The sequence below is a fragment of the Paenarthrobacter sp. TRD_SC_7 genome, from assembly GCF_056156245.1.
In genome coordinates this window covers 2,504,020-2,528,746 of the sequence record NZ_CM149587.1, presented here as the reverse complement: position 1 = coordinate 2,528,746, position 24,727 = coordinate 2,504,020, and the positions used below count along the sequence as shown (strand labels likewise).

Annotated in this window: 25 protein-coding genes and 2 tRNA genes; 3 read left to right on the top strand and 24 right to left on the bottom strand. The window is 62.0% G+C overall.

The features are described 5' to 3' along the window. Window position 1: 1 nt before the first annotated feature. From metE to AC0J5Z_RS12340, 8 genes are all read right to left on the bottom strand, one after another. Window positions 2-2,341 carry a 5-methyltetrahydropteroyltriglutamate--homocysteine S-methyltransferase gene (gene metE, locus AC0J5Z_RS12375; protein WP_475032498.1) on the bottom strand — a complete coding sequence of 780 codons (2,340 nt, stop codon included), beginning with the start codon at window positions 2,339-2,341 and terminating at the stop codon, window positions 2-4. Window positions 2,342-2,426: 85 nt separating this feature from the next. Next, on the bottom strand, window positions 2,427-3,395 hold the full coding sequence (locus AC0J5Z_RS12370; protein WP_475032494.1) for a methylenetetrahydrofolate reductase: 969 nt from the start codon (window positions 3,393-3,395) through the stop codon (window positions 2,427-2,429). A 356-nt stretch (window positions 3,396-3,751) separates the two neighbouring features. Next, window positions 3,752-4,456 carry a hypothetical protein gene (locus tag AC0J5Z_RS12365; RefSeq protein WP_475032492.1) on the bottom strand — a complete coding sequence of 235 codons (705 nt, stop codon included), beginning with the start codon at window positions 4,454-4,456 and terminating at the stop codon, window positions 3,752-3,754. After that, window positions 4,453-5,469, bottom strand: a complete 1,017-nt coding sequence (locus tag AC0J5Z_RS12360) for a VWA domain-containing protein (protein ID WP_475032490.1) — start codon at window positions 5,467-5,469, stop codon at window positions 4,453-4,455. Before AC0J5Z_RS12360 ends, AC0J5Z_RS12365 begins: the two co-directional genes overlap by 4 nt. Next, window positions 5,451-6,449 (bottom strand): vWA domain-containing protein, encoded by a 999-nt coding sequence (locus tag AC0J5Z_RS12355; protein ID WP_475032488.1) that lies wholly within the window; start codon window positions 6,447-6,449, stop codon window positions 5,451-5,453. Before AC0J5Z_RS12355 ends, AC0J5Z_RS12360 begins: the two co-directional genes overlap by 19 nt. After that, window positions 6,440-6,916, bottom strand: a complete 477-nt coding sequence (locus AC0J5Z_RS12350; protein WP_475032483.1) for a hypothetical protein — start codon at window positions 6,914-6,916, stop codon at window positions 6,440-6,442. Before AC0J5Z_RS12350 ends, AC0J5Z_RS12355 begins: the two co-directional genes overlap by 10 nt. After that, window positions 6,906-7,835: a DUF58 domain-containing protein gene (locus AC0J5Z_RS12345; RefSeq protein ID WP_475032478.1), complete on the bottom strand. Its 930-nt coding sequence runs from the start codon at window positions 7,833-7,835 to the stop codon at window positions 6,906-6,908. The genes AC0J5Z_RS12350 and AC0J5Z_RS12345 overlap by 11 nt, the downstream gene beginning before the upstream one ends. A gap of 12 nt (window positions 7,836-7,847) precedes the next feature. Beyond that, window positions 7,848-8,855, bottom strand: coding sequence for an AAA family ATPase (locus tag AC0J5Z_RS12340; RefSeq protein WP_475032474.1), 1,008 nt, complete (start codon window positions 8,853-8,855; stop codon window positions 7,848-7,850). 113 nt (window positions 8,856-8,968) lie between these two features. Here AC0J5Z_RS12340 and AC0J5Z_RS12335 point away from each other — a divergent pair, with 113 nt between their 5' ends. After that, window positions 8,969-9,172 carry a hypothetical protein gene (locus AC0J5Z_RS12335; protein WP_475032472.1) on the top strand — a complete coding sequence of 68 codons (204 nt, stop codon included), beginning with the start codon at window positions 8,969-8,971 and terminating at the stop codon, window positions 9,170-9,172. Window positions 9,173-9,179: 7 nt separating this feature from the next. On the opposite strand, the gene AC0J5Z_RS12330 is transcribed toward AC0J5Z_RS12335, so the two are convergent. From AC0J5Z_RS12330 to AC0J5Z_RS12310, 5 genes are all read right to left on the bottom strand, one after another. Beyond that, a complete protein-coding gene (locus AC0J5Z_RS12330) occupies window positions 9,180-10,058 on the bottom strand; it encodes a carbohydrate ABC transporter permease (RefSeq protein ID WP_475032470.1) in 879 nt (292 codons plus the stop codon). Beyond that, window positions 10,055-10,924, bottom strand: coding sequence for a carbohydrate ABC transporter permease (locus AC0J5Z_RS12325; protein WP_475032467.1), 870 nt, complete (start codon window positions 10,922-10,924; stop codon window positions 10,055-10,057). The genes AC0J5Z_RS12330 and AC0J5Z_RS12325 overlap by 4 nt, the downstream gene beginning before the upstream one ends. Beyond that, complete coding sequence (locus AC0J5Z_RS12320) at window positions 10,921-12,291, bottom strand: extracellular solute-binding protein (protein ID WP_475032465.1); 1,371 nt, start codon at window positions 12,289-12,291, stop codon at window positions 10,921-10,923. Before AC0J5Z_RS12320 ends, AC0J5Z_RS12325 begins: the two co-directional genes overlap by 4 nt. A 101-nt stretch (window positions 12,292-12,392) precedes the next feature. After that, window positions 12,393-13,643 carry an ROK family transcriptional regulator gene (locus AC0J5Z_RS12315; RefSeq protein ID WP_475032464.1) on the bottom strand — a complete coding sequence of 417 codons (1,251 nt, stop codon included), beginning with the start codon at window positions 13,641-13,643 and terminating at the stop codon, window positions 12,393-12,395. A 171-nt stretch (window positions 13,644-13,814) separates the two neighbouring features. After that, window positions 13,815-14,936 carry a class I SAM-dependent methyltransferase gene (locus AC0J5Z_RS12310; RefSeq protein WP_475032461.1) on the bottom strand — a complete coding sequence of 374 codons (1,122 nt, stop codon included), beginning with the start codon at window positions 14,934-14,936 and terminating at the stop codon, window positions 13,815-13,817. 209 nt (window positions 14,937-15,145) lie between these two features. On the opposite strand from AC0J5Z_RS12310, the gene AC0J5Z_RS12305 reads away from it, so the two are divergent. Beyond that, a complete protein-coding gene (locus AC0J5Z_RS12305; protein ID WP_475032459.1) occupies window positions 15,146-15,523 on the top strand; it encodes a cupin domain-containing protein in 378 nt (125 codons plus the stop codon). 66 nt (window positions 15,524-15,589) lie between these two features. Here AC0J5Z_RS12305 and AC0J5Z_RS12300 read toward each other — a convergent pair. Next, window positions 15,590-15,662: transfer RNA gene (locus tag AC0J5Z_RS12300), tRNA-Ala, on the bottom strand. Window positions 15,663-16,036: 374 nt separating this feature from the next. Between AC0J5Z_RS12300 and AC0J5Z_RS12295 the strand changes: the two genes are divergently transcribed. Beyond that, window positions 16,037-16,627, top strand: coding sequence for a ScbR family autoregulator-binding transcription factor (locus AC0J5Z_RS12295; protein ID WP_475032457.1), 591 nt, complete (start codon window positions 16,037-16,039; stop codon window positions 16,625-16,627). An 80-nt stretch (window positions 16,628-16,707) separates the two neighbouring features. Here the strand turns inward: AC0J5Z_RS12295 and AC0J5Z_RS12290 are convergent. The 10 genes from AC0J5Z_RS12290 to rplU all read right to left on the bottom strand — a co-directional run bounded on the left by AC0J5Z_RS12290 (window position 16,708) and on the right by rplU (window position 24,507). Further along, window positions 16,708-16,783, bottom strand: a tRNA-Ala gene (locus AC0J5Z_RS12290). Window positions 16,784-16,899: 116 nt separating this feature from the next. Further along, entirely contained in the window at window positions 16,900-17,304 is a 405-nt protein-coding gene (gene rsfS, locus AC0J5Z_RS12285) for a ribosome silencing factor (protein ID WP_475032455.1), read from the bottom strand. A gap of 58 nt (window positions 17,305-17,362) precedes the next feature. Continuing rightward, entirely contained in the window at window positions 17,363-18,592 is a 1,230-nt protein-coding gene (locus AC0J5Z_RS12280) for a hypothetical protein (RefSeq protein ID WP_475032453.1), read from the bottom strand. A gap of 7 nt (window positions 18,593-18,599) precedes the next feature. Beyond that, complete coding sequence (gene nadD, locus AC0J5Z_RS12275) at window positions 18,600-19,220, bottom strand: nicotinate-nucleotide adenylyltransferase (RefSeq protein WP_011775039.1); 621 nt, start codon at window positions 19,218-19,220, stop codon at window positions 18,600-18,602. A 55-nt stretch (window positions 19,221-19,275) separates the two neighbouring features. Then, window positions 19,276-19,515, bottom strand: coding sequence for a hypothetical protein (locus AC0J5Z_RS12270; RefSeq protein ID WP_011775040.1), 240 nt, complete (start codon window positions 19,513-19,515; stop codon window positions 19,276-19,278). Between the two features lie 83 nt (window positions 19,516-19,598). Next, window positions 19,599-20,963 (bottom strand): glutamate-5-semialdehyde dehydrogenase, encoded by a 1,365-nt coding sequence (locus tag AC0J5Z_RS12265; RefSeq protein WP_475032451.1) that lies wholly within the window; start codon window positions 20,961-20,963, stop codon window positions 19,599-19,601. Beyond that, the gene (proB, locus tag AC0J5Z_RS12260) at window positions 20,960-22,141 is read right to left on the bottom strand and encodes a glutamate 5-kinase (protein WP_475032449.1); all 1,182 of its coding nucleotides are present in this window, start codon (window positions 22,139-22,141) and stop codon (window positions 20,960-20,962) included. The genes AC0J5Z_RS12265 and proB overlap by 4 nt, the downstream gene beginning before the upstream one ends. Further along, entirely contained in the window at window positions 22,131-23,717 is a 1,587-nt protein-coding gene (gene obgE, locus AC0J5Z_RS12255) for a GTPase ObgE (protein WP_475032447.1), read from the bottom strand. Before obgE ends, proB begins: the two co-directional genes overlap by 11 nt. Before the next feature lie 155 nt (window positions 23,718-23,872). After that, the gene (gene rpmA / locus AC0J5Z_RS12250) at window positions 23,873-24,136 is read right to left on the bottom strand and encodes a 50S ribosomal protein L27 (protein ID WP_003803426.1); all 264 of its coding nucleotides are present in this window, start codon (window positions 24,134-24,136) and stop codon (window positions 23,873-23,875) included. A gap of 62 nt (window positions 24,137-24,198) precedes the next feature. Next, window positions 24,199-24,507: a 50S ribosomal protein L21 gene (rplU, locus tag AC0J5Z_RS12245; RefSeq protein WP_024816904.1), complete on the bottom strand. Its 309-nt coding sequence runs from the start codon at window positions 24,505-24,507 to the stop codon at window positions 24,199-24,201. Between the last annotated feature and the right edge of the window lie 220 nt (window positions 24,508-24,727).

The following is a 24,727-nucleotide window of genomic DNA, read 5'->3' as shown; positions in this document are numbered from 1 at the left end:
CTTACTTGGCGGTTTCGAGCAGTGTGGCGCGAACCGTCCGCGTTGCCTTGACGAGGTTGCGCAGGGACTCTTCAGTCTCTACGTAGCCACGGGTCTTCAGGCCGCAGTCCGGGTTGACCCAGAGCTGGCGGGACGGAACGTGCTTGACAGCGGTTTCCAGCAATTCAGTGACTTCTGCTTCGCCCGGAACACGCGGCGAGTGGATGTCATAAACGCCTGGACCCACGCCGCGTCCGAAGCCATGGGACTCGAGGTCGTGGACGACCTCCATGCGGGAGCGTGCGGCTTCGATGGAGGTGACATCGGCGTCGAGGCCGTCGATCGCGTCGATGATCACGCCGAATTCCGAGTAGCAGAGGTGGGTGTGGATCTGGGTTGCGTCGGCAGCACCGGCAGTAGCCAGGCGGAAGGAGTCAACAGACCACTTCAGGTAGTCGGCGTGGTCAGCCTTGCGCAGCGGAAGGAGTTCGCGCAGGGCGGGCTCGTCCACCTGGATGACCTTGATGCCAGCGGCTTCCAGGTCAGCGATTTCGTCGCGCAGTGCCAGGCCAACCTGGTTGGCGGTCTCACCCAGCGGCTGGTCGTCGCGAACGAACGACCAGGCCAGGATGGTGACCGGACCGGTCAGCATGCCCTTCATCGGCTTGCTGGTCAGGGACTGCGCGTACTCTGCCCAGGCAACCGTGATGGGAGCGCTGCGGGTGACATCGCCCCACAGGATGGACGGACGGGTGCAGCGTGAACCGTACGACTGGACCCAGCCATGGACCGTGACGTCGAAGCCCTCGAGGTTCTCGGCAAAGTACTGGACCATGTCGTTGCGCTCGGGCTCGCCGTGCACCAGGACGTCGTAGCCCAGTTCTTCCTGCAGGTCCACAACGCGCTTGATCTCGTCCTTCATGAGCTTTTCGTACTGCTCATTGGTGAGGTCGCCCTTGTTGTTGCGGGCACGTGCGGAGCGGATCTCGGACGTCTGGGGGAACGAACCGATAGTGGTGGTGGGCAGCGGCGGAAGGTGCAGGGCCTCTTCCTGGGCAGCTTCACGGACCGAGTACTCGGAGCGGCTGAAGTCAGCAGCGGTGAGGGCTTCGGTTCGTGCGCGGACGTCGTCGCGGCGGACGCCTTCAGCGGTCGCGCGGGAAGCGATCACTGCGGATGCTTCGTCGATGGCAGCCTTTGCGGAGGCGGGGTCGGCCAGGTAGTCCGCGAGGGTCTTGACTTCCACTGCTTTCTGGTCGGAGAAGGCGAGCCAGCTGCGAAGCTGCTCAGAAAGCTGGGTTTCCTCGGCGACGTCATGCGGGACGTGCTGAGTGGACGTGGACGTGCTGACGGTGAGCTTGCCGGCAGCGGCCTTCAGTTCATCAAGCTTCGCAGCAGATGCGGCGAGGTCGTTGCGCCAGATGTTGTGGCCGTCAACAACGCCGGCAACCAGGGTCTTGTTGCCCAGGCCGGCAAGTGCTGCTGCGGAAGGAACCGCACCCTTGAACACGTCCACGTGCAGGGCGTCGATGTTGGTGGCCGCAAGGGTGCCGAGCTGGCCATCGAGGGAACCGTACGGGGTGGAAACGAGGATCTGCGGGCGCTTGGCAGCGGAGGTAAGGACCTCGTAGGCGCGTGCAACAGCGGCTTCGATCTCGGCTGCGGGGGTGTCCTGGTCGACAACCAGTGCAGGCTCATCCAGCTGGACCCAGCTTGCACCGGCTTCGGCCAGCTTCTCGAGCAGCTGGATGTAAACCGGAAGGATGTCCTCAAGGCGGGACAGCGGCGCGAAGTCGGCCGGAGCGTCGTCGGATGCCTTGGAGAGCAGCAGGTAGGTGACCGGACCCACGATGTAGGGGCGGGTTTCGACGCCGTTGGCCAGTGCGAAAGTGAACTCGTCAACCTTGGCGGTGGAGGCGAGCGTGAATTCGGTCTCCGGGCCGATTTCCGGAACCAGGTAGTGGTAGTTGGTGTCGAACCACTTGGTCATTTCCAGCGGCTGCTGTTCCTTGTTGCCGCGGGCCAGGGTGAAGTAGCCGTCGATGTCCAGCTGTCCCTCAGCGTTGAGGAGCTTGCCGAAGCGGGCCGGAACTGCACCGAGGTGCGCGGTGGCGTCCAGAACCTGGTCGTAGTAAGAGAAGGTGCCTGGGACGGCAGCAGCTTCGGTCAGGCCGAGTTCCTGCAGTCGCTTGGCGATGGTGAGCTGGATGTCTTTGGCAGCTGCGTCCAGGGCAGCAGCGTCGATCTTGCCGGCCCAGTAGGCTTCGACGGCCTTCTTGAGCTCGCGGCGGCGACCGATGCGCGGGTAGCCGAGCAGCGATGCTGAGGGGAACGGAGTTGCGGGAGTGTTCTGTTCAGTCATGGATTTTCCTTGATGAGGTAGGTGCTAAATCTGGGGAGCTTGAGGTGCCTGAAGGATCCGACAGCTGTGGGTAAACAGGCCGGTTTCAGCGTGCGAATTCCTGGCGGCGGGAGATCGTGTTGACGCGGCTCGCAGGCCGGGTGGCCCTGGGCAATGCCAGTTTGTCCAACACGTCCAATGCATGGGCGTGCTCGTTGAATGTGTACAAGTGGATGCCGGGCGCCCCGGCGTCCAGCGCCGCGTTGGCCAGGTCCACGGTGGCGTCTACGCCGATGCGTCGGCGTTCAGCTTCGGTGTCCACGGCCGCGAGGCGCTCCATCAGTTCCACGGAGGGATCGACGCCGGCCAGCTCGCCAAGTCGCTTCAGTCGCCTGAGGCTGGTGAGCGGCATGACTCCGGGGATGATCGGGATGGTGACTCCCGCCCGGCGGGCACGGGTAACGAGGTCAGCATACTCATTGGCGTGGAAGAACACCTGAGTGATGGCGAAATCCGCACCCGAGCGTTGCTTGGCGAGGAGCACCTCGACGTCATGTCCCACACTGGGCGATTCTGGGTGCTTGGTGGGGTAAGCCGCGACGCCGACAGCGATCTTACCTGCGCACAGGAGTGCCGAACGGCGCTGCTCCACCCGGCGTATCAGTTCGATCAGGTCCTGGGCGTACCGGAGGGAGCCGCTGGCCGGCTGGCTTCCATCCTTGGGAAGGTCACCGCGCAGTGCGAGGATGCCGCGCACACCGTGATCCAGCAGTTCTCCGATGATCTCCGCCAACTCGGCCGGAGTATTGCCGACGCACGTCAAGTGGGCCAACGGGCGGAGAGTGGTTTCCAGCAGGAGCCGGTTGATCAGGTCAACGGCTGTGTCACGGTTTGATCCGCTGGCGCCATAAGTCACCGACACATAGTCGGGCTCGGTAGCTTCGAGTTCACGGATGGTGGTCCACAGGGTTTCTGCGGCTGCGGGCGAACGGGGCGGGAACAGTTCGTAGGACAGTGCTACGGGAGCGGTTCCGGCGAGGTTCGGATGTACGTCGATAAGGCTTGGTGGAGACATTTGCGTCCTTGGCTGTGCGTCATCGAACGTCATTCACTGGATCCGCTGGATCAAGGGAATGCATGATCGATGAATTGAGTTTGGGATACACGAAGGAACTCCAGCAGGACGCAGCCGCGACTGTTACGCCTGGAATGAAGTTGTCCGTGTGCAAATGTCAGGCCCACATGGGGGCACCCACACCCTCCTCACCGCCCTTGCGGGGCGGATCCAACGGAGGATCGCTGACACGTTACCGCGGTAACTTGTTTACGACTCTAGGACGGCGGCACGGAGCGGTTCAACTCGACCACCGAATTAAGACGCAGTTTTACGATGTGTGTCAGCAGATTTGTGAATAATGTTCGCCAAAAACTTCACCACGGCCTGTCCACACCCGGGTCTCTATCCGGCCCTCGAAGGTACTCGCCACGCTCTTGCCCCTCGGACCGCTCACGCTGGGCCTGTTGAGCAATCTCTTCGAGCCGCTGGAGTTGTTCCTCTTTAGGGGGCGACGGCGTTTCCTGGTTGGGCGTGGATGGATCGTCCCTTGGCGACTCGCCCTCGGCGATTTTGCCCGCGAGCCGGCCCTCGGCCGAGTCCAGTTCGGTGCCCTCTCCGGCGGCGTTCGCTGGACCTGCCGCGTGGCACTCCGACGGCGCCCCTTCGGCTACGGCTATGGCTTCCCGGAACAGTTGGGCCGCGGAGTCTTCATCGGTGGTATCCCCCAGCTTCTCGATGCTCAGCACCAGATTGACGCGGACTTTGCACTCGTCGACGCCGGCCCCCGCTTTCAGGGCTGCCTCAAAGTTTGTGCGTGCCGCGTCAAACCCGCCCGCCAGCACATGGGCATCTCCCGCGGCGAACAGCGCCTTGTGTGGCTCCAGGATGTTTGCCACCTCCAACCACGTGGCCGCCCTGGCCACGCCATCCTGCTGTCCGGTCTCGAAGGACCTCTCGGCAGAGGCACCCAGCACACCAACACTCAGGAGCTTCGCCGCAACAGCGAGCGCGAGCAGCGCAGGTGGTGTGGACCAGAGCGCAAGCCGGCTTCGTCGTCGTCGTGCGTTGTTGCCTGTCATGTGGTTGGCTCCTTCCGCACGGCGGGTCGAAGCGATTGGAGCGCGGTGAGGTGCCGGAGGGGCTCGTTCAAGGCCAGGAGGAAAGCAGCCAAGGCGAGCAGCCAGTAGAGTTCCACGCGACCCGGGCCGTCGTGCATCATGGCGTTCATGGCACCGGGGCGGGCTTGGCCCAGCATGTCCGATGTTGGCGCGGTGCCTGTCCTGTGGGCATACGGGACGTGGAGCTGCTCTGCTATGGCGCGCAACTCCCCTTCGTCAATTCGTGAGACAGCGTCCTGTGGGGTGTCGGCGCTTTTGTCCTTCATATATCCAGCGTCAGCGTCCGCGGTTTCCTTCATCTGGCCACCCTCCCCGGTTCCGTACCCAAGCACCGCTCCCCCGGCTACGTTGCTGGCGTCCATGGGAGCTGGCGCCGCGGCGCTGGTGTTCTCACCGTCGCCCGCGTAGAAGACCAGAGCCGGGCGTCCTGGATGTTGCTGGTTGGCGGCCGCGAGCCTTTCTTTCAGGAGTTGCGCAGCGCCTGTCACGCTGCTCCCCTTGGCGTACCTCCTGTTTTGGGGTTGCAAGGTGGTCACAGCAGTTTGGAGTGCCGTTGCATCCTGCGTAAGGGGCATGCGGACGCTGGCTTTGCTGTCGAAAGTGATGAGCGAGAACTTGGCTCCGGCGAGTTCCTTGGCGATGGCCATGACGTCCTGTTTGACCCCTGAAAGCCGGGTACCGGTTCCGTTGTAGTCTTCTGCGGCCATGCTGGTGCTGGTGTCCACGACGAAAAACACGTCCAGGTCTGCCGTTGCAGTTTGGGCTTGGCCATCGGTCCAACCGGGACGCACAGCGGCGACGAGCAGAAGTACGACGGCGGCACACCGCAGAGCTGCTGGCCTCCAGTTTCGCGGCGGTTGGCTCCGCCCCCGGCTCACGAGGGTCCAGGCCGTAAAGGCCAGGACGGCGACGAGGGCCACGGCCAGCAGGGGCCACTGGACGATGGGAGCGAAGGTCATGGTTCCAGCCGCCATCCGAGCAGCAGCATCCCCGTGCCGGCAAGCAAAGCAATCCCCAGTGGCCAGGCCGGAGCATCGGCTACGACTGCACGGGGTGCGGCAAGGTAGCTTGTGGCCTCGGTTTGCTGAACTTTTTGGACGATGCCCGGCACGGCGTCTGGGCTGTCCAGGGTGAAGTAGGTGCCGCCTGTTTGTTCAGCTGCTGCCTTGAGCTGGGCACCGGGTTGGTCAGGTTGGTTTCCGTAGTCCATGTCGCCGGGGTTGAGGGCGTGCACCTTCACGTTCTTGCTTACGGCCAGGGCGCTGGCTTCTTCCAAGGTAAAGATTGGTTCGCCTGAGAGGAAGTTATCCGTCGCCAGCACCACTGACCGCGAGCGCTTGGAGTCCTCCGCGCCGCCGGTTGCCGTGCCGGCGCCAGTGTCGGGGAAGCTCTGTATGCAGGATGCCAGTCCGTCTCCAATGAGCGAGGAGCCTTCCCCGGTCCAGGTGCCGTCGAAGAACGACCCCGCACCGCTGTCCAGGGCCTCCTTGGCTTGGGCGAGTTGTTCGGCTGCGAACTGGTAGTCGTCGGTGAGTGGGAAGAGTTGCACGCTGCTGCTGTCGAAGATGACCATGCCGATTCTCTCGCCGTCGAATTCCTTGGCGAGGTCCTCGAATACCGCAGCGATGGCAGCATCTGTGCTGGTCATGGACCCGGATACGTCCAGGCACAGCACGATGTCCCTGTTCCTGATTTCCGGTTGTTCTGTTGTGCGGTGGAGGGGCCTTGCGGCAGCCGTGGCGGTGGCAGCGAGGAACACAGCGCCCAACACCACTGCGAGCGCCAAGCGTACACGGTGCCGGCGTAATGCCTGTTGGTACTCGGGGAGGTCTGTCAGTCGCTCACCGTGCGCGATGGGTCTGGTCTTTGGCGGACGACGACGGCGGTACAGCCAGGCTGTGACCGTCACGGCTGCTGCGGCCAGGGGCAGAACCCACCAGTAGCTCAGTTCCATGCCAAGACCACCTGACGTGCGGCCTCTGCGGATTGCCTGACCGATTGGACGGGCAAGGGCGCGAATTCGTTGGGGTAGATGCGGGCTATCCCGGCAGCAAGGTGCTTGAGGTCGTGGCGGTGGAGGTCCTCGAGGGTCATGGACGTCGCTGGCAGGCCCGTGGCCGCTCCGGCGAACTCCCGCACGAGGAGGCTGAGTCTTTGGTGCGCGTCGCGCTCGGGGAGGCGACCGGCGTCGGCGTCCACCGCTGTGGCGTTGATCGCGGTCAGGCAGGTGGCCCGGAGCGTCTCAAGGTCAGGCACCACGCCTGCTTGGCGGGCGGGTGCCTTGCGGACCAGCGCCTTATTGCGGACCGGCCGGAGGATCCAGGCGTACCAGGCCCCGATGAGGAGCACGAGCATGAAGCCGAGCCACAACCATTGCGGTTGATACTGCAGGGGCGAATAGAAGCCGGCTTCATCCTGCACGAGTGCCGCCCCTGGCAGAGGTCCTTGTAGTGAAAGTTCCGGAGCGGTGCTTTTCAAGGAGTGCGAAGACTGAAGCCAGGACATCGTCACTTCCGGTTGTTTGTTCCTCGGCGATTCCCAGCCGGTGGAACACTTCCCGCCGCCGCCGTCCGCGTTCCAGCATTGCAGCGGCGTAGGCGGCACGTACCTTGCCGTTCACGGCCAGGGGCAGAGGAATTCCTTGGCCCGAGCCTACGTCAGTGCTGTCTTGCATCCGGCTCCCTGCCCCGGCAGCGAGCTCGGCGTCACGGACGGTCAGCCACAGGAGCTCGTGCCTGCCCCGCAACCTGCGCATCAGGCTCTCCGTGCGGGCATCCGGCAGGAACTCGTCCGCAATGACGACAATGAGCAGGCGCCCCTTCAGGTACCTCAGCACATATTCCAGCTGCTCCGCGATGTCACTGGCTGGACCGTCCAGGTTAGTGCCCGCATCCACTTCACGGAGCAGCCGCTCCAGATGCTCCTCACCATTACGGGGTTGTATGTCCTTGGACATGGTGGCGTTCCCGTGAAGGAGACCGACGTCGTCACCGTGGCGGGAAGCGAGGTACCCCAAGACGCCGGCCGCTTGAACGGCGATGTCGTTCTTGGACTCCCCGGACAATGCCTGTGCGGCCATGTTCCTTCCGGTATCCACCAGTAACAGGACTGTATGGCGGCGCACTGCAACATAACGCTTAACCAGGGGCGATCCGTGTCGTGCTGTGGCTTTCCAATCGATGTCACGGACTTCGTCTCCAGGGACATATGCGCGGAGTTCATCGAAATCCAAGCTGCGGCCCTTGAAGACCGAACCGTACTCGCCATCAAGAAGGGTCAGTGTCCTGCGGTGGGCGAAGATGAACATCTTCGACTTGACGCGTCGAAGGAGGCTGTGCACGGGCCGGCCCCGCTACGGCGTCTGGACGGACGCCAACACGGCATCGATCACGGTTTCGACGGAAATTCCCTCAACCACGGCGTCGAATCCCAGAATGATGCGGTGGCGCAGGATGCGGTGGGCCAGGTTTTTGACGTCCTCAGGAATGACGTGGTCACGCCCTTTGAGCAGGGCCAGCGCCCTGGCTGCCTGGCTGAAGGCGATACTGGCCCGCGGGCTGGCCCCGAATTCCACAACGTTGGCCAGCCGGGGCTCCAGATACTGTGAGGCGTTGCGGGTGACGTAGGCAAGTCCAACGATGTACCGCACGATGGCCGGATCAATGTAGACCTGCCGGACAAGTGCCTGGACCTGGACCACGGCATCAAGGGATGCTGCGGCGGGCGGCCTCTGCTCTGCATTGAACACTCCGGCGTCAATCCGCCGGATGACTTCCGCTTCTTCAGCCGGGCTCGGATAGTCCAGCACATCCTTGAGCATGAAGCGGTCCATCTGGGCTTCCGGAAGACGATACGTGCCTTCTTGCTCGATGGGGTTCTGCGTAGCGAGCACCAGGAAGGGCTGCGGCAATGGGTAAGACTCGCCACCGATGGACGTCTGCTGCTCCTGCATCGCCTCCAGCATGGCGCTCTGCGTCTTGGCACTGGACCGGTTGATCTCGTCCAGCAGCACGATGTTGGCGTGGACCGGACCCAACTGCGTGACAAACGTGCCCTTGGCAGCGTCGAAAATCTGCGTCCCGGCGATATCGCTGGGCAGCAGGTCCGGCGTGCACTGGATCCGGCGGAACTCTGCACTCACCGACTCCGCTATGGCTTGGGCCGCTGTGGTCTTGGCCAGGCCGGGCACACTTTCCAGCAGGACATGGCCACCTGTCAGGAGGCCGATAACCAACGTCTCACGCAGCCTGGCCTGTCCCACCACTTTGTTTTCGAAGCTGCGGACGATGCCGCCTACGAGTTGCTGGGCACGGGCCATGTCCGGTGCGTCGATTCCGGCCGTGGCTGTGATCGGTTGCAATCGTGGTCCCCTCGCTGGCGTGAAGTCAATGGCCACTCCATCCAAGCCTTCCTGGAGCGCCGCTGCAATGGGGACCCCTCCCCATGCGGACTCCTGAGGTCTATCCTTTTGCCATGCATCAGCTACCAGCCGCCTATCAGAACTACCTCGCCTCCCAGGACCAGCACGTCATCGATGCCGTACGGCCGGTTCTCCTCCAGTCTGCAGCCGATCAACGGCATGGAGTCCGGATCACCTACAACACAGGATCCACTGGGCATCAAGCCCATCTGGACGAGTCCGTACCCTACGGCGAAATTGTTGAGGACATCGACTGACGCCGGACTAACCTTTCATGGCTCCAGACAGGGCAAAGGAGTTCCCCATGCCACGGGATACCAGCGCGTAGAGCACCAGCACGGGGACTGAATACAGGATGGAGAACGCGGCCAACTGGCCGTAGGCGATAGCGCCATGCTGGCCAAAGAAACTGAAGATGGAGACTGCGGCTGGCTGCTTGCCGGTGGACAGCAGCAGGATGAAGGGGACGAAGAAGTTTCCCCATGCCTGGATGAAAACGAAGATAAACACCACTCCCAGACCCTGCCTCATGAGCGGCAGCACAATGCTCCGCAACGCCGCCATAGTGGACGCGCCATCCACCCAGGCCGCTTCCTCCAATTCAAGAGGAACCGAATCCATGAAGTTCTTGGTCATCCAGATCGCCATGGGCAAAGTTGTGGTTGCCATGAAGAAGATGGTTGCCGCCATGGAATCCAGGAATTGCAGCTGAACAAACAAGCCGTAGACCGGCACCATGATTGCCGTTACGGGCAACGACGTCCCAAACAGAACCGTATACATGAAGGGCTTGTTGAACCGTGATTGATACCTTGACAACGGGTATGCGGCAAGGACAGCAGCAAACAGATTCACCACAGCAGTGCCGGCGGACAACAGGAAACTGTTTGCCAAGGGCCGGAACAACAGCTCAGGAGTCATCACGGCACGGAAGTTGTCAGTGGACGGCGCCAACGGCACCTTGGTCTGGTAGCTGGCTTGGGGATCGACGGCGGCCAGCAGCAACCACAGCAAAGGCGCCACGAAGCACATCCCGATCACCGCCAGGGCGATGTCCGCTCCCAGCTTGGTTCTGGAGCGGGAGCTGCCACCCGCCGTCGTGCTTTCCGTCCCCACCCGCGCTCGCAGTCGACTGGTGGTCATGGCCGTTGCTCCCGTAGCAGCCGCACGTACACTCCACCGAAAATCATCCCCAACAGAATCAGCACCGATGCCACAGCGGTGCCATAGCCAATGTCACCGAATTTGAACGCTTCCTGGTAGGCCAACACCGGCAACGTGGTGCTGGCATTGGCGGGGCCACCGGCCGTCATCACCCAGATGAGGGTGAACACGGCAAGAGTCTGAAGCGTAATCAGCATCAGGTTGGTGGCTATGCTGCTGCGGATGAGCGGCAGCGTGATGAAGGCGAGCCGCTGCCAGCCGCGGGCTCCATCCATGAGTGCCGCCTCTGCGATATCCCGGGGAACGTCAGCCAGCGCGGCCCGGTAGACCAACATGGAGAAGGCAGTCCCGCGCCAAGTGTTCGCCAGGACGATGGCCACCAGGGGAAACGAGTACAACCAATCCGGACCTTGGCCTCCAAAGAAACCCACGACTTGGTTGAGCGTTCCGTCCCGGTTGAAATAGGCATAAGCGGCAAACGCCGCCACGATCTCCGGCAGCACCCAGGCTGCGACCACTGCCGTCCCGACCCAGGATGCCACTGCCCTTCGCGAACGCGCCATCAGCAGGGCAATCAGCAAGCCCAACACGTTCTGCCCCAGCACGGCCGACGCTGCGACGAACACCACCGTAAGCCAAGCGGCCAGGGGGAAGGAATCATCGCTGAACATCCGGACATAGTTCTCCGCCCCCACCCAATGCGGATCCTTCGCCGCCCTCCCGGACAACGCGGCGTCCGTGAACGATGCGTAAAAGGACCACGCCACAGGAGCCAGCAGGAACACCAGGAGCAGGAGAACGGACGGGACTACGGGGAGCAGCCGCAGGAAGCGGCGCATTCTCATTTCTCCAGGACCTTGTCCTCACCTACCAGCTTGCGAACGGTTGCGTCGTATTCTGCCGCCGCGTCCTCGGGACTCTGTTTGCCCGTGATGACGGATTCGGTAGCTACTTGGACGGCCGTGGAAATCCTCGGGTAGTCGGCAGTCGCCGGCCGGTAATGCGTTACCTTCACCAGGTCTGAAACGTCCTTCACGAACGGGTTGGCTGCGAGATACTCAGGCTCCGATGCGACATCCGCACGGACGGCAATCTGTGAGTTGTTGATGTCGTAAGCCAGCGCGTTCTTCTTGTTCAGAGCTGTGGTGAGGAACTGGAACGCGAGCTCAGGGTTCTTGCTCTTCGCCCCTACAGCCAGCGTCCAACCGCCGGACATGCTCACGCCACCGGGTTCCTGTCCCTTCTGGGTGGGGAACATCGCTACGCCCATGTCCTGCTCATAGCCGGCCCACTCGTAGGCGCCGCCTTTCTGCCAGAACGACGGCGTGTAGGAACCTTCCACAGTTGCCCCAAGCTTGCCCTGCGGGAACCACTCGCCAAAAACCTTCTTCCAGACGTTCGCGTCCAGGGCTTCGGCAGGGCTCACGGCGAGCTTCTCGTCGTACAACGTTTTCAGGAAAGCCAATGAGTCGGTGAACCCCTGGGAGCCGACCACCCACTTCTTTTCGTTCTCGTCATAAAGGCTGCTGTCCGTGCCGTAGAGAAGCTCATAGAAGCTCTGCATGACCGTGCCCTCGCCAGTCCCCTTGCCTGCGTACATGTTGAAGGGGATGACATTGGGATCGGAGGCCTTGATCGCGCGGGCGGTAGCCAGGATGTCGTCCCAGGTTTTCGGCTGCCACGGCACCGCAATTCCCGCCTTCTGCAGGACCGGCTTGTTGTACCAAATCGCCCGGGTATCGGTGCCCAGCGGCACCGCATAAATGCCGCCGTCGTCTGCGCGGCCAGCTGCCTTGGCTGCTTCGGTGAATGCCGCCCAGTCATCCCATTTCTCAAGGTAACTGTCCAGTTTGAGGAGGTAACCGGCGTCGACGTCGGACCGCACCTTGAAGGTGTCCTCATAGAAAACGTCCGGCGCCGTGTCAGCGGAACGCTGAGCCAGGGCGAGTTTGGTCCCATAGTCGTCGTCGTTGGCCTGGATGGGCTGGAGGTCAATGGTCACGCCAGCGTTGGAAGCTTCAAATTCCTTCTTGGCGTCCTGCATGACAGCATCCAGGGCCGTGAACGAGTCCGTTTTTTGATAGACAATCTTCAGGGTCTTGCTCTCCGCGGCCTCTGGCGTTGGCGAACAGGAAGTCGCTGCCGCAAGGACGGCAGCGACGGAAACAACGGCGGTGATTTTCCTTGCTACATATTTCAGGGGGCGGCGCATGTTGCTCCATTCAGTCGAACGTGGCTACAGCCCCCATACTTCACCGTGACACCCATGCGACGTGGCCGAGCCTTGTGGATATTCAGTTGTCCTGCTTCGAACTAACCTTCCAGCAGGAGCCTTTGCGCCCGCGGGGCCAGCATGTGCTCCAAAACCAGGCAGGCGGCACCGATCGCGCCAACATCTTCACCTACGCCTGTGCCCACCACCTCGAGGTCGTGGATCATGCGGGCTGCGTTGTTCTTGTCCAACAGTGCCGGAACGCGTTCCAGGAAGTACGGGGACATCCGCCCCCAGAACGGACCACCGAAGACGACGCGCTCCACGTCCAGGGTGTTGGTCACAATGGAAACGGCACGTGCCACCAGTGTGGCCGACTTGTCCAGGATGGCAATGGCCTTGTGGTCGCCCGCGTCGGCTTTGTCGCACAACGCGGCATAGCGTTCCTGTACTTCGGGGCCGTCCGCCCCTTCCCGGTGCCCTTCAAGCACACCGGCGGCTTCAGCCTCGGCCACCAGCACCTGCGGGATGCAGGAAGACTTGACGCAGCCACGCAATCCACAATCACACTGTGGACCGTTAGGGTCCACCACGATGTGGCCGATTTCGCCGGCATTGCCCGAAGTCCCCCGCACTACTTCGTCATTGAGCACAATGCCGCAGCCGATACCGGTTCCCATGTACATGAAAACGAAGCTTCCGGCGCCACTGGCACCGCCAGCCCACGTTTCCGCCACCGCCGCACTGGTCACGTCCTTGTCCACCAGCGTTTCCATGCCGGTGGCCTCCGCCAAGGCCTCACGGATACGCACGCGGTTCCAACGCGTCAGGAGCGGCGGCTCCACCACGGAGCCTTCGTCGAGGTCGATCGGGCCAGGGACCGCAACGCCCAGACCGGCGATCTTGGAGGCGTCGACGCCAGACTCATCAATGAGGACATTGATCTGTTCGGCAATGCTGGTGATCACGCCGGCCGGGTCGCCGCTGGGAGTAGCCATCCGGGAATGCCTGACGACGTCCCCCAGCAGGTCCAAAACAACAAAGGTAATGACAGCCGGGTCCAGATGCACGCCCACCGCGTACATGCCGGCAGGGTTGAGGCGCAGGATGGTCCTGGGCTTGCCTGGTCCTGAGCCTTCCTTGCCGGCCTCCACGATCAGCTGCTGATCCAGGAGGCGCCGGGAAATATTGGAAATGGTCTGTGGGGAGAGACCTACGATCTGAGCCAGCTCAACCCGGCTGAGCCCGCCCGGCGACCGCCGGATCGCCTCCAGAATGACAGTCAGGTTGAAGTCCCCCATGCGGGGAAGGTTGGTTCCGCGCCTCGGTGTCGGCTGCCGGATCTCAGTCACTGATGCCCCTCGTCATTGGGATGTACTTCGTCGAAGTTGGTCTTTGTCTGAATCGTACGATACCGCCAACGCTACGGATACGAGCACACGCTGATACCGGCGTCAGGGCTTGGTAACGATGACAATGAATTGTATGCGACCGCCATTTCAGCGGCTCTTGGATGACGCCGCTCAGGATTTCCGACTACGCGTTACCGTGAACTTCGGGTTCCGGCCTTCCTCCACCGTTGGCCCGATAAGCCGTTCCAGAGCGGCGCGATACTGCAAATGGCTGTTGTAGACGGTCCACAGCTCCCCGCCGGGGGCTAGGACGCGCGCCGCGGCCTGGAACATCTTGAGTGCAGCGCCGGCGTGCACACTGGCCCCCAGATGGAACGGCGGGTTCAGCAGGATAACGTCGGCGCTGCCAGGCTCGAGCGTGGACATGGCGTCATCGTGGATCACTACCACCCGCTCCCCCAGTCCATTTGCGGCCGCCGTAGCCCTGGCTGAGGCGACGGCTGCCGCGGACTGGTCGGTGGCAATGACCTTTGCCTCTTGATGGCGGCGGGCATACATCGTGGCGAGAATACCTGTTCCGCACCCCAAATCCACCACGCTATCCGCCGCTGGCATACGGTCCAGGAACGTCAGCAAATAGCGAGTACCTATGTCCAGACGAGCGCCGGAAAAAGCAGCGCCGTGGGCGCACACCGTGATTTCCAATTCCGGCAGGGACTCCACGACGGGAAAGGGCTGCTCTCCGGGCGTTGGTTTGGGGTCCCGTGCCAGCAGGATCCGGGACTTCCGGCGGGCAAGCTGCGGCTGGACCGATGAGAAGTACCGTTCCAGGACCGCGTTCATACCCAGGGTCATATGCTTGACGCGTCCCCCGGCCTGCAGGACCGCATGCGGAGCGGCAAACCTGGCAACGGCGTCGGCGATTTCCTCCAACTCCGCCAGCGACTTAGGCAACTGCAGAAGCACCACGCCAGCGCCGTCCAGCAAATCCCGTTCCAGTTCATACTCGGTGAAACGACCGTCCAAGCCGACCGAAACGGCATTGCGTTTCAGCGCAATCCTTCCCGTGAAAAGGTCCTGATTAACTCGTACATGCCCGACGCCGAGCCCAGCCAAGGCACCCAGCGTAAGGGCACCGTAGCGGTCGCCAATGACAACCACCTTGGTGTCGGGGGCGACGAAATCCGCCGCCGTCTCCAGCAGGAGCCTGTCTGTGGCGTCGAAGGCCTGCAAGTTGTCCGCTTCGACGTCGGGAAGCCTGCTCAACGTACCCAAGAGGGCTTGAACGTCCATTGCCGTCACGATGCAGTTCCCGCTTTCATGCTGAAGTGTCTCGACTTTAGGGGGGCTTGGGAGGAACCTAGTGCTTGCACGACGCAAACACCTGTCATGCCTTCGGTTGGCGACGGCCTCCGACGGCCGCAGGCACAGGTCACGGCGCCCCCTGGAGCCAGGCACCGGGATCCACTCATCACTGGGCTCCCCTTCCTCTGTGAGAAGCCATGAGTGTCAATGTTGTCACGAACCTTGAAGTTAAGTCCCACAACTCTCCCGACGAAACCAGGCGCCCCGACAAGACAGTGCTGGACCTCGTCACCGTTGGAGATTACACAATCGGCCGCATGACCTTTGAACCAGGCTGGACTTGGGCCGACTGCATCAAGCCAGTAGTTGGCACCGATTCCTGCCAGTTGAGCCATGTCGGGTTCTGCGTTTCCGGCAAATTGGAAGTAGAAACCAATGACGGCGGCAAGATCAGCATTTCCGCCGGAGATTCCTACACCATCCCGCCGGGTCATAACGCCCACGTGGTGGGTGACCAACCATTCCAAGGCGTCGAATTCGTCAGCGGCGCTGAATTTGCGCGTCCTCCGGAATAGGACTGAATAACCATAAGAGGACAACGAAAAAGACCCCGCCCAATGAGCGGGGTCTTTCTTCCGAAGTGGAGCTGAGGGGACTCGAACCCCTGACCCCCTGCATGCCATGCAGGTGCGCTACCAGCTGCGCCACAGCCCCGGATTTGTTGATTGCAAGCGGTTTGATTTCTCTTCCCGTCGAAGCAACTCGTCAATACTAACCACAATCCCACGAGAAGCGAAATCCCCTGAACATGAGGTACATCACAAGGCTTGGCAGTCCCATTAACTGCATCCCGCAGCCGAGGTGCGCTGGATTACTCCACCGCACCTCCCCCCAAACCAGCTTGCGCTGGAGCCGCCCACCAATCTGCGCAACTCCCCCTGAAGTCTAGGATTTCTTTCCGCCAAAACCAAACCGTTCAGTCGGTTTAGTCCTTTCTGTCCCGCCAAGCCACCGGTGATAGCGTGGTGGGGACTCGACGGCGGCGCGTTCCTCCGTCCCTGCCTGACCCGAGAGGCCTCCCACCACCGATGCAGCAACGTGCGAAAGACACCCGGCTGTCCATTATTGAAGGCGCCGCCCGGGTCTTCGCGGAGATCGGCTATGGAAACGCCAGCATGGCCGATATCACCAAGCGCGCGGGCGTGACAAAGGGTGCGCTCTACTTCCATTTCACGTCCAAGAGGGACTTGGCGTTGGCTGTCATCGAGGAGCAGCATGCCATCGTCCAGTCAGCGGGCTCGGAAATAGCTGCCTCCAGCGCCCCCGCGCTGGACAAGCTCATAGGACTCTGCAGGATGTTCGGGCAACAACTGTTGGATGAACCGGTGGTCCAAGGCGGCATACGGCTGACCTTTGAAGCCTCCGCGTTCGATGCCGACGTCTCAGGTCCCTACCAGGACTGGATCAACACGGCAGAGCAACTCCTGCAGCAAGCCGCGAAGGACGGCGCCGTTCGAACCGATCTGGATCCTGCGGCCTTCGCCAGATACCTGGTTGCGTCCTTCACCGGCGTCCAAATGGTCTCCGAGGTTCTGACATCACGTGAGGACGTGCTGCTCAGGATCGAGCAGATGTGGGAGTTCATGCTGCCAGCGTTACGCCCTTCACCCATCGGGTAGCCAAGGCTTCTACTGGAGGTATTCCTGCACGAAAAGGCCCTGCCTGCTCCATGCAATTCATGAAGAAGACAGGACCTTGATGGTGGAGCTGAGGGGACTCGAACCCCTGACCCCCTGCATGCCATGCAGGTGCGCTACCAGCTGCGCCACAGCCCCATATTCTTGCTGCTTCGCGCTCAGCTTTTCGGCCTACCGCGCCGAAGCAACTCAAATATCTTAGAACAGCGTTTCCGAAAATTCCAAATCGGACATATTTCGGTCGCCAACGGTTCCTAGTGCTCGGAATCCTCGGCGGAAACAGCCTTGGCGGAAGCGTCGTCACCCAGTTCAAGGTCCACCACAGGGCAGTCCTTCCAGAGGCGCTCCAAGGCGTAGAACACCCGATCTTCGGCGTGCTGGACGTGGATCACGATGTCCGCGTAGTCCAAGAGAACCCAACGGCCTTCCGAACGGCCCTCGCGGCGCACGGGGCGAAGGTCCTGCTTCATCAGTTCTTCCTCGATGCCGTCAACAATGGCGTTGACCTGACGCTCGGTGGGAGCCGACGCAATCAGGAAGACGTCAGTGAGCGCCAATCGCTCGCTGACATCAAGGGCAACGATGTCCTCAGCAAGCTTTTCCGCCGCGGCACGCGCAGCGTGACGGGCGAGGGTGATGGATTGTTCATGTGCAGACACGGGTACTCCTTGTTGTGGCCAGTGGCCTATGTTTGGCGTGAGCCGTTGTTCAGCGGAATTAGCCGCTGGTGATCATGATGATGCCGACGATGAGTGCCACAATGCCCAACGCCAGGACGCCGAACTGCAGCAACCGGTTGCGTTGCGCGCGGGCCAGGCCCGCAGTGTTGGCATCCAGAGGGTCAAGGCCATACGCCGCACTGGCCGAAACCGGAGGCCGTTGCGATTCTTCGCTGGCCTCCGCCGGACCAACTGGACGCTTCCGGGCCGACTTCGCCACCGCTTCCGCACGGGCAAGTACGCCGGCGCGGCCGCGTCCCCCAGACTTTTTGATTTGAGCTTGTTCGGCATCGAGTTTGGGCCCAGTCGAGGTGACCAACGGTACAAACGTAGTGCTGGGGCGCTTCATGACAGGGCGTTCAATCCCCGGCATCTTGACGAACTCCAACGGAGTCACCATCGCGAGGTTGTTAGCCGTAGAAGGACCCGCCGTAGCGGCCGGTGACTTCCCTTCCCCCGCGGAATCCGAAGTGCTTTTTCCCGGTTCCGCCTGCGTCTTCTCGGCAAGCTTCTGCTTGGCTGCGGCGCGCTTGTTCAGCACGGCCGCACGCTCAGCAAGGGCGATCTGCTGCGCAAGAACCTCCGGATCCACAGCCAACGGATCCTGCTCGGCAATGTGTTCCAGCTTAGCCGTCTGGTTTTCCAATTGCGCCGCGATCAACTGCCGCACTGCAAGGGCCTGCTCCACGGACATTTCGGACTCCGAGGTGGCACTGCCGCCTCCCGCGCTGTCCATTGTGGGCGAGGGAGCGCTCGGGGCCTTCTCATTGGAAGCCTCCGCCGTGGAAACCTTGTTGGAAGCCTCCGGCTTGGAAGTCTTGTTGTCGGCCTCCGGCTGAGCCGTGTCCTTTGTAGGCGTGGGAGCAGGAACAATGGGATTCATGGAAGTAGCAACTTCAGCCTGAAGTTGCTGGAGGCGCAGCTGGCGACGCGTGGGCGGCCCCCCACCGGAGAGTTGCTCCTCCTTGTCGGCCAGCTCCTTGATGGTGCGCAGTGCTGCACGATCTCGGGCACGAATTTGGGAGGACCGTTCCTGGGCTGCCGGCCCCACGGCGTCTACCGGAACATCGGCGGCGCGACGATTGCGGCCGTTGGAGCGGTCGGCGTGAGGAAGGTTTTCTACATCCGCAGGCGCGGACGTGTCCACTTGCTGCGCTTCGGGGGATTCTTCCCGGGCACGGCGAAGCTCACGCCTGCTGCGGATGGGTCGCTGGTCCTGGCTGCTCATTCAAAACTCATTCAGTACGTGCTTGGTCGTCTGATCCGGACAGTGCGGGTGTCAGATCCGCTGCGTTGGCCGGCGCCGCGTACAGTCCATACTTTGCGATGTACTGCACCACTCCGTCAGGCACGAGGTACCAGACCGGATTCCCGGCCCCCACGCGGGTCCTGCAATCCGTGGAAGAGATCGCCATGGCTGGGACTTCCAACAGGCTGACGTCATCCCTGCCCATGTCGTGCAGTTCGTGTCCTGGACGGGTGACGCCGACGAAGTGGGCCAAGGACCACAACTCGTCCACGTCCTTCCACGAAAGGATCTGCGCCAAGGCGTCCGCACCCGTGATGAAGAAAAGATCGGCATCAGGACGCTCTGCGCGGAGATCGCGGAGGGTGTCAATGGTGAACGTCGGCCCCGGTCTATCAACATCCACCCGACTCACTGTGAACCTGGGATTGGAAGCCGTAGCGATGACCGTCATCAGGTAGCGGTGTTCAGGCCGGCTGACCAGTTTGTGCGACTTCTGCCAAGGCTGGCCTGTGGGCACGAAAACCACTTCATCAAGGCCGAACTTGGCTGCGACTTCACTGGCAGCCACAAGGTGGCCGTGATGAATGGGGTCAAAAGTTCCACCCATCACGCCCAGCCGGAGCCTGCGCCCCGTCTTCCCACGCGGTGTTGCGGCAATAATGTTAGTGGCCTTGGCCGTGCGTGTGCTTGTTCGGGTGCTGGCGGTGCGGATCGGAGTGCTCTTCCACGGCCTCGTGGCGGTTGCCAAGGTTGGTGTAGGAAAGGGTAACGAACAGGAGAACCAGCATAAGGGCGAACATCACGACACCGAAGACCCACGGCTCGGCCCACAGCGGAGCGAGTTCCTCGTGGCCGCCTTCAGTTTGGGCGGCAATGGACGTGGCGATCTGCTGAAACAGCATCTTCTCCCCTAGTTGGTTCTCAAAGGATTTTCGACGGCGGGACTCCCCACCGTTCCGGACTTCTGTTCTATGTTACCGCGTTGCTAGCCGCGGATCTGGCCCTCACCCTGGACGATCCACTTGGTGGTGGTCAGCTCCGTGAGGCCCATGGGACCCCGGGCGTGCAGCTTTTGGGTGGAAATCCCCACCTCGGCTCCGAGGCCGAGCTCGCCTCCGTCAGTGAACCGGGTGGAGGCATTGACGATCACGGCAGCAGAATCTATGTCCGCAATGAACTTCTCAGCATTGGCCAGATTGTTCGTGAGGATCGCTTCCGTGTGGCCCGTGGTCCATGTGCGGATGTGGTTGACTGCCTCATCCAGGCTGTCCACCATGGCGACCGCGAGATCCAGGTCCATGTACTCGGTAGCCCAGTCGTCATCATCAGCCGGAACGGTTTCCACGTCCTTGCCCAGGGCAGCGGCCACCCGGTCATCTACGTGAAGGGTGACGCCGGCAGAACGCAGTGCTTTGGCAACGGCAGGCAGCACCGTGGAGCCGGAATGCACCAGCAGCGTCTCTACCGTGTTGCAGACACTGGGCCGCTGGGTCTTGGCGTTAAGGAGGATCTCCACGGCCATCTCTTCACCCGCAGACTCGTCAATGAAGATATGGACATTGCCTTCGCCGGTTTCGATCACGGGCACGGCAGAGTTGGTCACTACCGTCTGGATGAGATCGCGTCCACCGCGGGGAATGAGGACGTCCACCCGACCACGGGCGCGCATCAGTACGTTGGCTCCTTCGCGGCCGTACTGGTCCACGGTCTGCACGGCATCCGCAGGCAGGCCGACGGAGTCCAGCGCTTCGCGAAGGATCTGGACCAGCGCCTCATTGGTGTTTGCAGCGGCGGAACCTCCCCGAAGGATTACTGCGTTACCGCTCTTGAGTGCCAGGCCTGCGATGTCCACCGTGACGTTCGGGCGGGCCTCGTATATGGCGGCCACAACTCCCATGGGGACGTTCACCTGGCGCAGGCGCAGTCCATTGGGAAGTGTCTGCCCACGGACTACATTGCCCACAGGATCGGGCAAGCCAGCCAGGTTCTCCAAGGCTGCAACCAGGCCGTCGATGCGTGCAGGAGTCAGTGTCAAACGGTCCAGCAGTGCCGCTGACGTGCCGTTGGCGCGGCCCAGGGCCACATCCTTGGCGTTGGCCTCCAGCACGTGCTTCCTGTTTTCCACCAAGGCAGTTCCGATGGCACGCAGCGCACGGTCTTTCCATGCACGGTTCGCCTGCCCCATGCGGCGGGCAGCCTTACGGGAGCGGTCGGCTATGGCGTGCACGGCAGCCTGGACATCTTCCGGTGACGACGGGACTCCGCCTGCCGCAGGGTTCTCCGGCGTCTGGCCGGTTGTACCGGCCACGTCGGAGATCACAGGGGCGTCGGGGGTCAGCGCTTCAGTCATGCTCCAAGTTTAGATGAGCGCGGCGCCCTCAGGAGCACCAGATCGTCAACATGAACAACTTCGCGGTCATAGCCCCGGCCCATGGCCTGGCCGAGCTCCTGGGTGGTACGGCCCAGCATGCGCGGAAGTTCTTCCGAAGAGTAGTTCACCAGACCGCGTGCCACCACCGTTCCGTCATGGGCCACCATCTCCACGGGGTCTCCGGCTTCAAAGTCACCACTGATGCCGGAAATACCTGCGGGAAGGAGTGACCGGTGCCGGTCGCGCACTGCTTTCACCGCGCCGTCGTCGAGCATTAAACGGCCGTGAACCGTCGCCAGGTGCGCCAGCCAGAGGAGGCGGACCGGCTTGCGATTGCCGTTCACGGCGAACCACGTTCCCACATCCCCGCCGGCCAAAGCCGCACCGGCATTGGCCGTGGACGTGACCAAGGCATGGATACCCGAACCGGCAGCAATCGACGCTGCCTCCACTTTGGTCATCATGCCGCCGGTTCCGACGCCGGCCTTACCCGCCTTGCCGATGGTAACGTCCTCAAGGTCCTGGGGACCACGCACCAGTGGAATGCGCCGGGCGCCCTGGGTGGGCGGGCCGTCGTAAAGGGCGTCGACGTCGGAGAGCAGCACGAGCGCATCGGCGCGAACCAGGTGCGCCACCAGGGCGGCCAAGCGATCGTTGTCGCCGAAGCGGATCTCATGCGTGGCCACGGTGTCGTTCTCATTAACTACCGGTACGACGCCGAGGTTCAACAGCCGGTCCAAGGCCCGGAAGGCATTCGTGTGTTGCGTCCGGCGCATGAGGTCATCGGCGGTCAGCAGAACCTGGCTGACCGTCACACCGTGGGCGCTGAAGGCCTGCGTGTAGCGTGCCATCAGCAGTCCCTGCCCAACACTTGCGGCAGCCTGCTGCGTGGCCAGGTCCTTGGGGCGCTTGGCGAGACCCAAAGGGGCAAGCCCGGCAGCGATGGCACCCGAGGACACCAGGATGATCTCTGTACCCGCATTGCGCTTCTCGGCGAGGGCATTGACCAATCCGGTGAGGGACTTTTCGGAGATGCCCCCCTTGATGCTGGTCAACGAGGACGAACCCACCTTGACAACAATCCGCTTGGCAGTGGCAAGGGCCTGGCGCTCAAGCCCCTCAGCCAGGTTCGGAGCGTCGACGGTCCTAGTCGTCATCACCGGAATCCAGGTGGCTTTCCTTCACTGCCTGGGCACGGCGACCACTGACTGACTCAGTCCAGATGCCCGCCTTGCGTTCAGCTTCAAGCTCGGCCCTCGCAGCGGCCTTGGCTTCGCGGCGTTCGATCTGCTCGTCGCGCTTCTGCGAACGAGTGGGGCGGTCGCCTATGTCCGCAACGCGGATATCGGTTCCACGAGGCGTTGCCAGGAGCTCGGCGCCGGCCATCATGGTGGGCTCCCAGTCGAACACCACGCCATCGTCTTCACCGATGACCACGGTGTCCCCGGGCTTGGCGCCAACCTTGAAGAGCTCAGTTTCAACACCAAGCTTGGCAAGGCGGTCCGCAAGGTAGCCAATGGCTTCCTCGTTGGTGAAGTCAGTCTGCTTGACCCAGCGCACGGGCTTGTCGCCCAAGACGCGGAACAGAGGCTCGAGGTTCTTCTCCTCGCGGCGGATCTTGAAGCCGGACTCGTTGACGGCACGCGGACGCAGGACGGGAGGAGCCACCTTGGGAGGCGCAGTCTGAACGGCGTCACGTGCTGCCTTGACGATCTCAGCCATGGCAAAGCCAAGCTGACGCAAGCCTTCGTGGCTTGTTGCCGATACTTCAAAAACGCGATAGCCGCGGGCTTCGAGGTCCGGTCGGACGAACTCAGCCATGTCCTTGCCGTCGGGAAGGTCCACCTTGTTGAGGACTACCAGCTTGGGCCGCTCATTCAGGGGCACTACTTCGCCGTCAACGCCGGCGTAACTCATATCTACTGCGTACTTCTCCAGTTCGGCCTCAATGATGGCGAGATCGGAGAGGGGATCGCGGTCTGATTCAAGGGTTCCGCAGTCAAGGACATGAACCAGTGCAGCGCAGCGCTCTACGTGACGCAGGAAGTTGTGGCCGAGGCCCTTTCCTTCGCTGGCGCCTTCGATAAGGCCGGGAACATCGGCGATAGTGAAACGGATCTCGCCTGCCTGCACCACGCCAAGGTTGGGAATAAGCGTTGTGAAGGGGTAGTCGGCAATCTTGGGCCGGGCAGCAGACATGGCTGCAATGAGGCTCGACTTGCCGGCAGAGGGGAAGCCAACCAGCGCGATATCTGCGATGGACTTGAGCTCCAGGACGATGTCGCTGGATTCACCTTCGATACCCAGCAGGGCGAAGCCCGGGGCACGACGCTTTTGCGATGAAAGTGACGCATTGCCGAGGCCGCCCTGGCCACCGGCAGCTGCAATGTACTCAGTACCCTCGCCTACGAGGTCAGCCAGGACTTCGCCGTCCTTGGTTTTAACCACTGTGCCGTCGGGCACAGGAAGAATGAGGGTTTCACCGTTCTTGCCACCGCGCCAGTCACCCATACCGGGGCCACCGTTAGTGGCATGGCGGTGCGGGGCGTGGTGGTAATCAAGCAGAGTTGTGGTCTGGGCGGATACGCGAAGGATGACATCGCCGCCGTTGCCGCCGTTGCCGCCGTCAGGGCCACCGAGCGGCTTGAACTTCTCCCGCTTTACAGAGACACAGCCGTGGCCGCCGGTTCCGCCGGATACGTGCAGGACTACCCGGTCTACAAAGCTCGCCACGTGGATCTCCTCAGTTGCTGTCTTACAGCGTTTGTTGCTGTTACCAGCGCTGTTGCATAAACCGGTGCGCTAGAAGCGCCCTAGTCGATTGTAATGCGGTTAAAAGAACGGTGGAGCGGGCCGTTTGGCCCGCTCCACCGGTTCAGAACTTGTTGTTACTCTGCAGCTGCAGCAGCAACAATGTTCACTACGCGACGGCCGCGGCGAGTACCAAACTCAACCGCACCGGCCTGCAGTGCGAACAGGGTGTCGTCGCCACCGCGACCGACGCCTGCGCCGGGGTGGAAGTGGGTTCCGCGCTGGCGAACGATGATCTCGCCAGCGGAAACTACCTGACCACCGAAACGCTTGACGCCCAGGTACTGAGCGTTGGAGTCACGACCGTTGCGAGTGGAACTCGCACCTTTTTTGTGTGCCATGTGAAATGCCTGCCTCTAAATTTCTGGGGAAACTGAAAAACCTGAACAGCGGGTAACGAAAGTTACGCGATGCTGGTGATCTTGATCTTGGTCAGTTCCTGACGGTGACCCTGACGCTTCCGGTAGCCGGTCTTGTTCTTGAACTTCTGGATGACGATCTTCGGACCACGGAGGTCCTCGAGGATCTCAGCCGTGACCTTGACGTTGGCCAGTTCCGCAGCTGCGGAGGTGACCTTCTCGCCGTCAACCAGGAGCAATGCGGGCAGCTCAAGCGTGCTACCGGCTCCACCGGGGACGCGGTTCAGCGTTACGTAGTCTCCAACGGAAACTTTTTCTTGGCGGCCGCCTGCGCGGACAATCGCGTACACCACTTGGGTACTCACTTCTCTCGACGTTTATTACAAAATTTGCGTGCGGAACCTTTAACCGGAATCAGGCCTGGTTCGCGCTGTGCCTCAACGCCGTGGACTTCTGATCGAAGTCCGCGAGTCATCCCATGAACAATTCCAAGGGGCATAACCCAAGTGTTGGCGTAAGCACCGAAGATCAAGATTACGCTAGTTTGACCTTCAGCTGCAAATGAGGCCGGGT